General features: G+C 62.3%; 13 protein-coding genes and 1 pseudogene. 9 read left to right on the plus strand and 5 right to left on the minus strand.

Annotation, left to right across the window (positions count from 1 at the left end; all coding sequences use genetic code 11):
* Nucleotides 1-180 precede the first annotated feature (180 nt).
* From E2H86_RS25945 to pbpG, 5 genes are all read left to right on the plus strand, one after another.
* Nucleotides 181-369 carry a hypothetical protein gene (locus E2H86_RS25945; protein WP_165976049.1) on the plus strand — a complete coding sequence of 63 codons (189 nt, stop codon included), beginning with the start codon at nt 181-183 and terminating at the stop codon, nt 367-369.
* Between the two features lie 43 nt (nt 370-412).
* Nucleotides 413-1186, plus strand: a complete 774-nt coding sequence (locus E2H86_RS08970) for a DNA-methyltransferase (protein WP_133326832.1) — start codon at nt 413-415, stop codon at nt 1184-1186.
* A 51-nt stretch (nt 1187-1237) separates the two neighbouring features.
* Entirely contained in the window at nt 1238-1594 is a 357-nt protein-coding gene (locus E2H86_RS08975) for a hypothetical protein (RefSeq protein WP_133326834.1), read from the plus strand.
* Between the two features lie 223 nt (nt 1595-1817).
* Nucleotides 1818-3011 (plus strand): tyrosine-type recombinase/integrase, encoded by a 1194-nt coding sequence (locus E2H86_RS08980; RefSeq protein ID WP_133326836.1) that lies wholly within the window; start codon nt 1818-1820, stop codon nt 3009-3011.
* A 131-nt stretch (nt 3012-3142) separates the two neighbouring features.
* On the plus strand, nt 3143-4069 hold the full coding sequence (gene pbpG, locus E2H86_RS08985; RefSeq protein WP_133326838.1) for a D-alanyl-D-alanine endopeptidase: 927 nt from the start codon (nt 3143-3145) through the stop codon (nt 4067-4069).
* A gap of 40 nt (nt 4070-4109) precedes the next feature.
* Here pbpG and E2H86_RS08990 read toward each other — a convergent pair whose 3' ends face one another.
* Nucleotides 4110-4562 (minus strand): hypothetical protein, encoded by a 453-nt coding sequence (locus E2H86_RS08990; RefSeq protein WP_133326840.1) that lies wholly within the window; start codon nt 4560-4562, stop codon nt 4110-4112.
* Nucleotides 4563-4772: 210 nt separating this feature from the next.
* Here E2H86_RS08990 and E2H86_RS08995 point away from each other — a divergent pair, with 210 nt between their 5' ends.
* Entirely contained in the window at nt 4773-6107 is a 1335-nt protein-coding gene (locus E2H86_RS08995; protein WP_133326842.1) for a lysine N(6)-hydroxylase/L-ornithine N(5)-oxygenase family protein, read from the plus strand.
* A gap of 128 nt (nt 6108-6235) precedes the next feature.
* Here E2H86_RS08995 and E2H86_RS09000 read toward each other — a convergent pair whose 3' ends face one another.
* The 4 genes and pseudogenes from E2H86_RS09000 to E2H86_RS09015 form a co-directional block, all read right to left on the minus strand.
* A complete protein-coding gene (locus E2H86_RS09000) occupies nt 6236-7318 on the minus strand; it encodes a DUF1615 domain-containing protein (RefSeq protein ID WP_409977296.1) in 1083 nt (360 codons plus the stop codon).
* A gap of 11 nt (nt 7319-7329) precedes the next feature.
* Nucleotides 7330-7512, minus strand: a pseudogene (locus E2H86_RS09005) (hydrolase); the annotation flags it as partial.
* A gap of 57 nt (nt 7513-7569) precedes the next feature.
* A complete protein-coding gene (locus tag E2H86_RS09010) occupies nt 7570-8289 on the minus strand; it encodes a thioesterase II family protein (protein ID WP_133327210.1) in 720 nt (239 codons plus the stop codon).
* Between the two features lie 153 nt (nt 8290-8442).
* Nucleotides 8443-8844 carry a hypothetical protein gene (locus E2H86_RS09015; RefSeq protein ID WP_133326844.1) on the minus strand — a complete coding sequence of 134 codons (402 nt, stop codon included), beginning with the start codon at nt 8842-8844 and terminating at the stop codon, nt 8443-8445.
* Nucleotides 8845-9096: 252 nt separating this feature from the next.
* Here E2H86_RS09015 and purU point away from each other — a divergent pair, with 252 nt between their 5' ends.
* The 3 genes from purU to E2H86_RS09030 are packed head-to-tail and all read left to right on the plus strand — an operon-like array spanning nt 9097 to nt 12094.
* The gene (gene purU, locus E2H86_RS09020; RefSeq protein ID WP_133326846.1) at nt 9097-9963 is read left to right on the plus strand and encodes a formyltetrahydrofolate deformylase; all 867 of its coding nucleotides are present in this window, start codon (nt 9097-9099) and stop codon (nt 9961-9963) included.
* Nucleotides 9960-10871 carry a bifunctional methylenetetrahydrofolate dehydrogenase/methenyltetrahydrofolate cyclohydrolase FolD gene (folD, locus tag E2H86_RS09025; RefSeq protein ID WP_133326848.1) on the plus strand — a complete coding sequence of 304 codons (912 nt, stop codon included), beginning with the start codon at nt 9960-9962 and terminating at the stop codon, nt 10869-10871. The genes purU and folD overlap by 4 nt, the downstream gene beginning before the upstream one ends.
* A complete protein-coding gene (locus E2H86_RS09030) occupies nt 10853-12094 on the plus strand; it encodes an FAD-dependent oxidoreductase (RefSeq protein ID WP_133326850.1) in 1242 nt (413 codons plus the stop codon). The genes folD and E2H86_RS09030 overlap by 19 nt, the downstream gene beginning before the upstream one ends.

Raw genomic sequence — 12094 nt, forward strand, 5'->3', positions numbered from 1 at the left:
GCCGCCTCCGAGGACTGATGTCTTTTTGTTTAGGGCCAAAGACCACCATAGCGAAGCGGTACCAGTGCACAACCGGTAAAGGCCGAACTGCGAGCACAATCGGACCGCCGGGCAAATAACCTCTACACATTCAATATTTTGTACAACTCACTGCCGCGATATGGCGGCCAAGGAACTGCCGTGGGCAAAACAATAATCTTGACCGGTCGCGCCATCGTGAATTTCAAAAGGGTCATGTACGACGTGCCCGAGCACGAAGTTCAAGAGCTGCTCGAAAGCAATGACCTCCGTGAATCGCAGATTGATGACGACGATCTCCGCGACATCGAATCCATCCACGACGACGTCGCCATTGAGGTGCAGCCATGATCGCCCTCGCCTACATGGCCTACCTGATCTACAGGGGGCCGCGATGAGAGAAGTCAGCCTATACCGCGGCGAGTGCCTGGAGGTGATGAAGTCGATCCCTGATGCCAGCGTCGACCTGGTGCTGGCTGACCTGCCCTACGGCACTACGCAATGCGCCTGGGATGTGGTGATCCCCTTCGCTCCCCTCTGGGAGCAGTACTTGAGAATCGCCAAGCCCGAAGCGGCAATCGTCCTCTGCGCGGCCCAGCCGTTCAGTTCTCTGGTGGTCGCCAGCAACCCGCGGGACTACCGCTACGAGTGGATCTGGGAGAAAGGCAACGCCACCGGCTTCTTAAACGCCAAGAAGCAGCCACTGCGTGCGCATGAAAGCGCCCAGGTCTTCTACCGGCGCCAGCCGGTATACAACCCCCAGATGACCACCGGGCACGAGCGGCGCACGGCAAAGCGGAAGACGGTCAACTCGGAGTGCTATGGCAAGGCTCTATCGCTCACCGAGTACGACTCCACGGACCGATACCCGCGCTCGGTGCAGTTCTTCTCGAGCGACAAGCAGACGGCCAACTTTCACCCGACCCAAAAGCCGGTCAGCTGGATGAGGTTCTTGATCGCCACCTACACCAATCCCGACCAGGTGGTGCTCGACAACACCATGGGCAGCGGTACGACCGGTGTTGCCTGCATCCAGTTGGGCCGACGTTTCATCGGCATCGAGCAGGACGAAGCGCACTTCGGTACCGCGCAGCAGCGCATTTCTCAGGCCATCACCATTCGCGACACCCCAGCAGCGCAGATCGAACTGTTCGAAGCGCGAGCCTAACCCCTCCCCCTACTACTCAAGCCCGCCGACATGCGCGGGCGAGGAGCAACCATGTCTGATTTTCAGACCATGACCGAACCCGTGGCCAGGAAGCGCCACGCCTGCTGCGAATGCCGTGGGCATATCGAGCCTGGGCAGCGATACCAACTGGTGGCTGGCTGCTGGGAAGGTTCGATGGAGAGTTTCAAAACCTGCTTACCCTGCGTTCAAGCCCGTGACTGGGCAACTGCCCAGCCTGAATGGGTGGGTGACGGGGAGCACCTCTACTACTTCGGCATGCTGGAAGAGGACTTGGCAAACCTGGCTCCGGAGGTTGCGCCCGGCGACGGCCGACGCTTCAGAGCCTATCGCCTACAAGTTCAAATCTGCCGCCGCCGTGACGCTGCGCATTCACGGAAAGCAGCCTGACCACCAACCTGCCGCCACCGGCGGCGTGGAGACAACCCATGAAAGACGAAGAACAGGCGCCTATTCCCTGGGTGCAAGACAAGGTGCCCGAGGATCGGATGGCTGAGCTGATCGGCACCACCAAGCGCGCACTGGAAGGAAAGCGAAGCCGTGGCGTGATCCCCGAGGGGGTCTGGAAGAAAATCGACGGCAGGATCTTTTACAGCATCAGGAGATACGAAGCGTGGCTGGAAGGAAGCTGGGGCTACCCACTGGAGTCGAGTTCATCGGCAAATCAATCCGCATCCGTTTTACTGTCAACGGTGAGCGTCGATCCGAAACACTCGCGCATCCCCAGACCGCCAAGGGGATCAAAGCGGCAGCCGATCTACGCGCTCAGGTAGTCAGCCTGGCCAAGCACGGCGTACTGGATGAGCAACGGTACGCCGAGCTTTTCCCAGGCTCGGGCTACATCACCAGGACCAACGAACTGCTGTTCGGCGAATACGCGCAAAGCTGGCTGGATAGCCTGGAAGTGGTGAATGACACGCGGGTAAATTACAAGGGGTTGTTGAATAACTACTGGATGCCCAACCTGGCGGTACGCCCCATCAAGGGCATATCAACCATGGACTTGAGGAAGGTGGTCACGGCGACCGAGTGGAAGAGCTCTACCGTAAAGCGCGCAGCAATTGCCATTGCGAAGCGGCTTTTCAAGCAGGCTGTGTTTGATGGGGTAGTCGATAAAAACCCGGCGGATCCTATCAAGTTGCCCCAGAAGAGCAGGAAGCAGGTAGACCCGTTCACTGTGGAAGAGGCGGATTCGATCATCGAGTGGCTGTATGCCAACCTGACCAGGTGTCACCAGGTCTATGCAGCCTTCTACGAGTTCGCCTTCTACACCGGCATGCGCACCGGAGAAATCATGGCGCTGCGCTGGGACGAGATCGACTCGGAGAAGAAGACGGCGCACATCTGCCGGATCGTGGTTGAAAAACAGGTCATCGAGCGCACGAAGACCAAGTACACCCGCACCGTAATGCTAAACAGCCGGGCGTTGGGCGCCCTGGAAAGAGCGAAGGAGATCGCGCATTACCGGTCTCGGCAGAAGCGGCGGGTATCCACCACCTCGCCTTACATTTTCCAGCCATCCGGCGCCTCTCCGCACATGACCGTGCCAGAAACCCCGGCGAACCACTTCGGGCATGCGGTCAAGGCGTTGGCTGTAAGACACCGGCCCCAGTACAACTGCCGACACACTTATGCCACGATGTGCCTCATGTCAGGGATGAATCCTGCCTTCATCGCAGGGCAGCTTGGGCACTCAGTGCAAGTGCTCCTTTCCACCTATGCAAAGTGGCTTACTTCGGCCAACGATTGGTCCGAATTGGCGAAGCTGGAGCAGCAGCTAATTGGTACAGAATTGGTACAGGATTAAATATCCTTCACCTTGCGCCCTTTAGTCATAAGGCATTCGACAGAGGTTGAGCCATACTCCAGAATGCACGGGTTTCGAGGGGGAAAACCCTTGCACAGCCAACGACATACCAACTTTTAGTGAGCCTCAACGTGAAAACATCCCTGTCCATCCTCAGCCTGCTGCTGTTGCTCACAGGTACTGCGACCCTACCGTCGACCGCTGCTGCACAACCCCCATCCCAGGTGAAAAATGACCCGTCCAAGTTGCACCTGGCCTCCGGCAGCGCCCTGCTGATCGACCTGAACACCAACCAGGAACTGTATTCGAGCCACGCCGACCGCGTGGTACCCATCGCCTCGGTCACCAAGTTGATGACGGCGATGGTGGTGCTGGACGCCAAGCAGCCCATGGACGAAATGCTCACCATGACCATCGCCGGCAACCCCGAGATGAAGGGGGTGTATTCGCGGGTGCGGCTGGGCAGCCAGCTCGATCGCCACGAGACCTTGCTGATCACCCTGATGTCGTCGGAGAACCGCGCCGCCAACACACTGGCCAACCACTACCCCGGCGGTTACCCGGCTTTCATCAAGGCCATGAACGCCAAAGCCCGCGCCTTGGGCATGAGCCACACGCGCTATGTCGAACCGACCGGCCTGTCGACGCAGAACGTTTCCACCGCCCGCGACCTTGCCAAGCTGCTGCTGGCCTCGCGCAAGTATCCGATGCTGAGCACCTTGTCCACCACCCGGGAAAAGACCGTGGCATTCCGCAAGCCCAACTACACCTTGGGTTTTCGTAACACCGACCACCTGGTCAACAAGAGCAACTGGGACATCAAGTTGACCAAGACCGGCTTCACCAACGAAGCCGGCCACTGCCTGGTGCTACTGACCAGGATGGACAACCGCCCGGTGGCCATGGTGATCCTCGACGCCTACGGCAAGTACACTCACTTCGCCGACGCCAGCCGCATGCGCCAGTGGCTGGAAACCGGCTCGGCCAAGCCGGCCCCGGCCGTGGCGATGCAATACAAATCGGACCGCCAGAACAAGGCCCGCCTGGCTTCGGAGTAAGCGCACCGCTCCCCGACGACCTGGGGGCCTGGCACGGCCCTCAGGCCTGGGTACTGACGATGCTACCGGTGGCGCTGCCGCCTTCGGCGGTCAGCAATTCCAGCAACTGCGCCGTCGCGGCCTGGATCTGACCGCTGAGGGTGGCGATGCTGGCCTGCTTGGCACTCACTGCCGCCGCTTTTGCCGACTCGTCCATGTGTTTGGCTTGCAACGCAGCCAATTCCTTCTGCTGCTCGGCCAGCTGTTTCTGCAACTCCTTGATCATTTCCTTCAGCTCGTTGATGGCCGAGGAGGCGCTGCTGTCGCTGCTGCTGGCACCACTGCCCGCCGCGCCGCCCGCCCCTTGCGCCTGACTGGCCGCCTGGCTGCCGGAGGTGCCAGCCTGAACAGAGCCCGCGCTGTCTTCGGTGCCCTCACTGGCCGCCACATCGGTGCTGGTGACCTGTGCCTGGCTGGCTGCCGTGCTGATCGTGACCGAACTGATTCCTACCATTTTGATTCCTGCCTGAAACGCGTCCATGGTGGTTCTTGAGCTGTCCTGCTTATCGGCCACGCGACGCAACTCTTTAGCCTCGGCCGCGACCTCGCTGCAACACCCCCCGGTAAATTCCCCACTACCTGGCTCGTTTGAACAAATGTACTTGCGCAGGAGCCGGCGCCTCCCCGGCGGGCGTCCACATTCGACTTTTATGGAATCGCAGCCATGAGCCAGTCTTCAAACCCGGAAACAATCAAAGACCTGATCGGCGTGGGCTTCGGCCCTTCCAACCTGGCGCTGGCCATCGCCCTGGAAGAGCTTGCCCAGAGCCAGGGTCATGCCCTCGACGCCCTGTTCATCGACAAGCAGAAGGATTACCGCTGGCACGGCGAGACCCTGGCCACCCAGAGCGAGCTTCAGATCTCCTTCCTCAAGGACCTGGTTTCGTTGCGCAACCCCACCAGCCCTTACAGCTTCGTCAACTACCTGCATCAGAAGCAACGCCTGGCCGACTTCATCAACCTGGGCACCTTCTATCCGTGCCGCCTCGAGTACAACGACTACCTGCGCTGGGCCGCCGAACACTTCGCGACCCAGGCGGTTTACGGTGAGGAAGTGTTGCGCATCGAGCCGGAGCTCCAGGGCGGACGGGTCGAGCACCTGCGCCTGGTATCGCGTGACCAGCAGGGACGTGAATACAGTCGACGCACCCGCTCGGTGGTGGTAGGCAGCGGTGGCACGCCAAAGATTCCCGAGAAATTCGGGGCATTCAAGGACGATCCCCGGGTATTCCACCACTCCCAGTACCTCAGCAGCCTCAGCAAACTGCCCTGCACCGAGGGCAAACCCATGCGTATCGCAGTCATCGGCTCCGGCCAGAGCGCGGCCGAAGCGTTCATCGACTTGAACGACAGCTACCCTTCGGTAAAGGTCGACATGGTGCTACGCGGCTCGGCCCTGAAACCGGCTGACGACAGCCCGTTCGTCAATGAGATCTTCTCGCCCGACTACACCGACCTGGTCTACAACGAACCGGCCGACCAGCGCAGCAAGCTGCTCGGCGAGTACCACAACACCAACTATTCGGTGGTCGATCTCGACCTGATCGAGCGCATCTACGGCATCCTCTACCGCCAGAAGGTCGCCCACCAGTTCCGCCACAATGTGCTGTGCCGCCGCCAGGTCGAAGCGGTGGTCGCAACCCGCGATGGCATCGAACTGACCTTGCGCGACCTGGCCACCGGCCAACAGCAGACCCACCGCTACGATGCCGTCATCCTCGCTACCGGCTACGAGCGTCGCTCGCACCGGGACCTGCTGGCACCCCTGGCCGGCTACCTCGAGGACTTCAGCGTCGATCGCAACTATCGGGTGTTGGCCAGCGAAGACCTGCACGCCTCGGTGTACCTGCAAGGCTTCTGTGAGAGCAGTCATGGCCTGAGCGATACCCTGCTGTCGGTGCTGCCATCGCGCGCTGCGGAAATCAGCCAAGCGCTATACCACGACCTTGCCCGCCACCATGGCCGCAGCCAACCGACGGTCGCTCTGACCAGCGCCTGATCGCCCTCCGCCTCTTCCAAGCCGGCAGGGCGTCTGGTGCGCGCCCTGTCGGCTTGCGCCTTGCGAGACGATACCGACTATCGGGCCGGCGGATTGTCAGGGTCAATCGTGTTCGTCGGTTCCTGCCTCTAGCGCTCCATGCACCGCTGATAGCGCTCATCCACCCGTCTGGCGAACCACGCCGTGGTCAGCTTGCGGGTGATCTTCGGGCTCTGCAGCTCGATTCCGGGCAATACCGCCCTAGGCAATGGCTTGCCGGCGCGCCCCTCAGCCAGGGCGAAGACGCCGCTGTACAGCTTGCTGTCTTCGAAGCCCAGGCTGTCACCTTGTTCGAGCTGAGCACGAATCTGAGGATTGCGCAGACCCAACTTGGCCCCCAAGGTACGGGCTGCCCGCTCGGTGTTACCCGGCAGGATCGCCCCCGGTGCTATCAGGTCGCCGTCCAGCGCCAGATCGGCACCGCTGACCTTGGCCAAGGCCGCTTGAAATGCGGCATTGCGGCTGGCGTACCAACCGGCGTTGAAGTCGGCGAAGCGATAGAGCTGGCGATCGTAGTTCGCCGGATAGCCCAGTAAATGCGCGATACCGAAGTACATGCCGCCGCGCCGAGTGAACACTTCCTGGCGCAGGGTGCCGTTGTAGGTGTACGGATAGTCCTGCGCATGTTTCTCGGCGAAGTCGATGCTCACCTGCATCGGCCCACCGGTATGCACCGGATTGAGGCCGCCGAGCAGGGTCTTGCCCAAGGGTAACTGGGCGATGAATTCATCGTACAGGGCACTGAGCTGCTTCTCGCTGCGCACGGCCAACAAGCGCTGCTGATAGCTCTGGCCGTTGCTCGAGGAGGTGTTCAACGCACCATCGACCAGCATGCGCGGAATATGCAAGCGTGCGGCACGCCGATCGATTTCATCCCGGGCAATGCGACCCAGGTTCGGGACCTGAGGGTCGGCGCTGAAGGTCGACTCCTGCTCCGTGACCGCCAACACCGCGCACAGGTTGCTCTTGCTCGGCGCGATGCGCTGGGCGCTGAACGCGACCTGGATATCCCTGGCCCAACCTGCCCGGTCCTTGGCCTGGGCCGGCAACAGGCGCATCAGCTGGGCACGCACCTTGGTCGGATCGGCCTCGGGCTCTGCCGCCTGACGCCCGGCACAACCTTGCAACAGCGCCAGGCCAGCCAGGCCGAACGCCAACAGCCGGCCGTTCAGGGCTGCTCACCGGCGAGATAGGTCTTGAGCCCCTTGGGGTGCCCGGACATCACGATCGGCAGCTTCAGCTCGCTACAGGCAGACAACAGCCAACGCGCGCAGGCACGGGTACCGGCTGGGTCACTCATGGCGCCGATGAGTTTCTCCTGAATGTCGACGGCCAACAGCGTAGCCTTGTGTGGATCGATCAGCATTGCCTGCCCCTTGCCTGGGAAAAGGCATAGCGTCCCCCACGCAGGCAGTGACGTCAATCAGGCACTCCGGCGCAGGGGCTTCAGGACATCGGTCAGCGTGGCGAGCACGCGGTCTTCGTGTTCGTGGATGAAAAAGTGCCCGCCGGGAAACCACTGCAGCGAGAATTCACCCGCAGTTTCCTCGCCCCAAGCCAGCAACTGCGCTTCGCTGGCCTGGTCCGCCGCGCCACCAAGCACGTGCAGCGGGCAGCCCAGGGGGGAGCGCTGCCGGTAGCTGTAACGGCCACAGAGGAGGAAGTCGGCACGCAAGACGGGCAGCGTCAGCGCCATCAGCTCGGCATTGGCCAGTACGGCTTCCGGCGTGCCGTTGAGCTCACGCAGTTCATCGATCAACTGCTCGTCGGACTTCGCCTCACACCAGTTCCGACCCGCATAGTCCTCCCGCCGAGTCGGCGCTGCCGTCCCGCAGGCAAACAGCGCTCGCGGAGCCAGGCAACCCAGTGCCTGCAGCTCGTGGGCCAGCTCGAAGGCCAGCAACGCGCCCAGGCTATGGCCTAGCAAGGCGTAGGGCGTGCTGGCGGCCAGGCGCTGCTCGCCCGCCAGCTGCCGGGCCAGCGCCTGCATGTCGGTGTGCAGTGGCTCGCCCATGCGTACGCCACGCCCCGGCAGTTCCACCGGATGCACATGCAACCAGGCCGGAAGCTTGCGGCGCCAGCGGCTGTAGACCATGGCGCTGGCGCCGGAATAGGGCAGGCACAACAGGTTCAGCGTGTTCACTGGGCTGCGGCTTCGGCTATTGTCTGCTGCCTGGTCGGTACCACCTGTCATGGCCTGTCTTTCTCCTGGTCTGAACGTCTCTGGCCCCACTTGGCGCAGGGCCCCAAATAGACGTAGCCGGCTTCAGGAAAATTAGGCCGATGCCTTCAGCATTCAGGCATCGCGCAGCAGGTCATGGGCGTCGAGCAGGCGATAGGCGACTTGTGGATTGCGCTCCAGCCCACGACGGATGGCCGCCGGGATCGATTGCCGGGTCTTGCGACACAAACCTGGCAGGGCTTCGAGCTCGATGACGATGCCACGCATGGTGCGCACCTCGTTGAAACCGGGCGAGATATGCACACGGATGCCGAGGTTCTCGAACATTCGCACCTGCAGGCGCTGCAAGTCTTCCAGGTCCTTGAGGTTCTCCAGGCGCTCGAGCAGGCGCTTTTCTTCCTGACGGGTCAGCAGGAGGATGCGCTGGGCCGAGGACGGCTGTTCGGCCAGATTTTCCCGACCGCAATCGCACGCCCCCGGCGGGCAGGGCTGGCGCCATGGAAGTGGTGTATTCATTGGCCAAGCATAGCCTGTAGCGGCCAGGGCTCGGCAAGTCGCAAGCGACAACCACCACGAAAGCAGCGCCCTGCTCTTCCACCAATATTCCTACCAGGATAAAAAATTTCACAAAACTCTGGACCATTCACCCCGAGATCGCCTATAAATCGCTCAAGAGAAATTAATATTCCTATAAAGAAACATCGTTCGCCGCCCGCGACATCTTTTGCCCTTGTGCCGACCTGCCCCACTTCACCACGAGGCCCCGACATGCATCCCGCTCCCGACCACTTCATCCTGCGCGTCAGTTGCCCGGCTGTGTCCGGCATCGTCGCTGCAGTGACCACCTACCTGGCCGAGCAAGGTTGCTACATCAGCGAAATGGCGCAGTTCGACGACGAGGACAATGGCCGCTTCTTCATGCGCGCCGTGTTCCGCTACAACACCGGCTGCACGGGCGACACCCCGCAACTGCAAGCCGGTTTCGCCGACGTCGCCCAGCGCTTCGACATGGATTGGAGCCTGCACAGCAGTGCCCGCCCCATGCGCGTACTGCTGATGGTCAGCAAGTTCGACCACTGCCTGTCCGACCTGCTCTACCGCCACGCCAAAGGCGAGCTGGACATGCAGATCACCGCCGTGGTGTCCAACCACCTCGACCTGCGACCGATGGCGGAGCGCCAGGGCATTCGCTTCGTCTACCTGCCAGTGACCAAGGAGACCAAGGCCGAACAGGAAGCGGCGCTGATGCGCATCGTCGAGGAGACCGCTACCGAGCTGGTGGTGCTGGCGCGCTACATGCAGATCCTCTCCGACGACCTGTGCCGGCAGTTGTCGGGCCGGGCGATCAACATCCACCACTCGTTCCTGCCGGGCTTCAAGGGTGCCAAGCCCTACCATCAGGCCTACCAGCGTGGGGTGAAGCTGATCGGTGCCACTGCGCACTATGTCACCAGCGATCTCGACGAAGGCCCGATCATCGAGCAGGAAGTGCAACGCGTGGACCATGCCTACGCTCCAGACGATCTGGTGGCGATCGGCCGCGACACCGAAACCATCGCCCTGTCCCGCGCCGTGAAATACCACCTCGAGCATCGGGTATTCCTCAACCACGACCGCACGGTGATCTTCAAATGAGCGCCTCCCCCAACATCAAGCTGATCGATGGCAAGGCCACCGCGACACGGGTGCTGGCCGAGGTTCGCGAACAGGTCCAGGCCCTGCGCCAGCGTGATGTGCAGCCGGGCCTGGCGGTTGTCCTGGTGGGCATGGACGCGGCCAGTCAGGTCTATGTACGTAATAAAGTGCTGCGCGCCGAAGAGGTTGGCATTCGCTCACTGCAACATCGCTTGCCGGGCGACACCACCCAGGCAGAGCTGCTGACCCTCATCGACCGGCTCAACCGCGATCCGGCCGTCAACGGCATCCTCGTGCAACTGCCGCTGCCGGCACACATCGACGAGCACCGTGTTCTCCAGGCAATAGACCCGCTCAAGGACGTGGACGGCTTCCACAGCGAGAACGTCGGCGGCCTCGCCCAAGGCCGCGATGTACTCACTCCCTGTACGCCCAGTGGCTGCATGCGCCTGCTGCGCGAAGCCTGTGGCGAACTGCGCGGCAAGCATGCCGTGGTGGTGGGCCGTTCGAACATCGTCGGCAAACCCATGGCCGCGCTGCTGCTGCAAGCGGACTGCACGGTGACCGTGGTGCACTCACGCAGTCGCGACCTGGCGGCCCTGTGCCGTCAGGCGGACATCCTGGTGGCCGCGGTCGGCAAACCTCACCTGATCGGTGCCGACTGGCTCAAGCCCGGGGCGGTGGTGATCGACGTCGGTATCAACCGTATCGCTGAAGGCGGCCACAGCCGCCTGGTCGGCGACGTCGATTTCACGGCCGCCCTGCCTCAGGTCGCGGCCATCACCCCCGTGCCCGGAGGCGTGGGGCCGATGACCATCGCTTATCTGATGAAGAACACCTTGATCGCCCTCGACCTGCAGCAACAGGCCACCCGCCAGGAGCGCACCCCATGCCTTTCGCCCTGCTGAAATACGGCCTGAGCGCCGACTACCCGGTGGAGGTCGACCTGCCGCCACCGAGCGAACTCAAGCCACGCTATGACGTGGTGATCATCGGCGGTGGCGGCCATGGCCTGGCCACGGCCTACTACCTGGCCAAGTACCACGGCGTGAGCAACATCGCCGTGCTGGAAAAATCCTACCTGGGCGGCGGTAACACCGCACGCAACACGGCGGTGATCCGCTCCAACTACCTCACCAGCGAGGGTGTGCGTTTCTATGCCGAATCGGTGCGGATGTTCCAGAACCTGTCCAACGAATTCGACTTCAACATCATGTATTCAGAGCGCGGCCAACTGACACTGGCGCACACCGATGCCACCGTGCGCGCCTTCCGCCAGCGCGCCGAGGTGAACAAGCACTTTGGCGGACGCACCGAGATGATCGATCGCCAGCAGATCCGCGAACTGGTACCCAGCCTGAACCTGGACCCCGGCCACCTGCCGGTGTTGGCCGGGCTCTGGCACATCGACGGCGCCACCGCCCGCCACGACGCCGTCGCCTGGGGTTACGCCAAGCAGGCAGCCAAGCGCGGCGTGGAAGTCCATCAACTCACCGAAGTGCAGGACCTGGTCATACGCCGAGGCCGTATCGAAGCGGTCAAGACCAACCGTGGCACCGTGCAATGCGGCTGCGTGGTGCAGGCAGTGGCCGGCGCCAGTTCACTGTTGATGGCCAAGGCCGGCATCCGCGCGCCGATCCACACCTACCCCCTGCAGGCGATGGTCACCCAGCCATTCAAGCCGTTTCTCGATCCATTGGTCAGTTCCTCGGCGCTGCACTGCTATGTGCAGCAGACCAGCCGCGGCGAGATCGTCTTCGGTGGCGGTTCCGACCCCTACCCGCTGTACAACACCCGCTCGACCCTGGACCTCAAGGAAAGTCTGTTGGCCCACGCCATCGAAATGTTCCCGTTCATGGCCAACGCCAAGCTGATGCGCCAGTGGGCAGGCATTACCGACATGACCCCGGACTACAGCCCGATCATGGGCCTGTCCCCGGTGGACAATTACTACCTCGACGCCGGCTGGGGCACCTGGGGCTTCAAGGCCACGCCCATCTGCGGCAAGACCATGGCCGAACTGGTGGCCAGCGGCGGCAAGGTGCCGGACATGATCGCGCCCTTTGCCCTGGAGCGCTTCAGCCGCTTCCAGCAAGTCAACGAAATGGGCGCCACCGCGGCCAGCCACTAG

The sequence above is a fragment of the Pseudomonas putida genome, assembly GCF_004357765.1.
In the GTDB taxonomy this organism is placed as follows: Bacteria; Pseudomonadota; Gammaproteobacteria; order Pseudomonadales; family Pseudomonadaceae; genus Aquipseudomonas; species Aquipseudomonas putida_U.

Excerpts from the sequence above, each read along its gene's own strand:
- E2H86_RS08970 (WP_133326832.1), top strand. The coding sequence starts at position 413 with ATGAGAGAAGTCAGCCTATACCGCGGCGAGTGCCTGGAGGTGATGAAG.
- E2H86_RS08975 (WP_133326834.1), top strand. The coding sequence starts at position 1,238 with ATGTCTGATTTTCAGACCATGACCGAACCCGTGGCCAGGAAGCGCCAC.
- E2H86_RS08990 (WP_133326840.1), bottom strand. The coding sequence starts at position 4,562 with ATGGTAGGAATCAGTTCGGTCACGATCAGCACGGCAGCCAGCCAGGCA.
- E2H86_RS08995 (WP_133326842.1), top strand. The coding sequence starts at position 4,773 with ATGAGCCAGTCTTCAAACCCGGAAACAATCAAAGACCTGATCGGCGTG.
- E2H86_RS09015 (WP_133326844.1), bottom strand. The coding sequence starts at position 8,844 with ATGAATACACCACTTCCATGGCGCCAGCCCTGCCCGCCGGGGGCGTGC.
- purU (WP_133326846.1), top strand. The coding sequence starts at position 9,097 with ATGCATCCCGCTCCCGACCACTTCATCCTGCGCGTCAGTTGCCCGGCT.
- folD (WP_133326848.1), top strand. The coding sequence starts at position 9,960 with ATGAGCGCCTCCCCCAACATCAAGCTGATCGATGGCAAGGCCACCGCG.
- E2H86_RS09030 (WP_133326850.1), top strand. The coding sequence starts at position 10,853 with ATGCCTTTCGCCCTGCTGAAATACGGCCTGAGCGCCGACTACCCGGTG.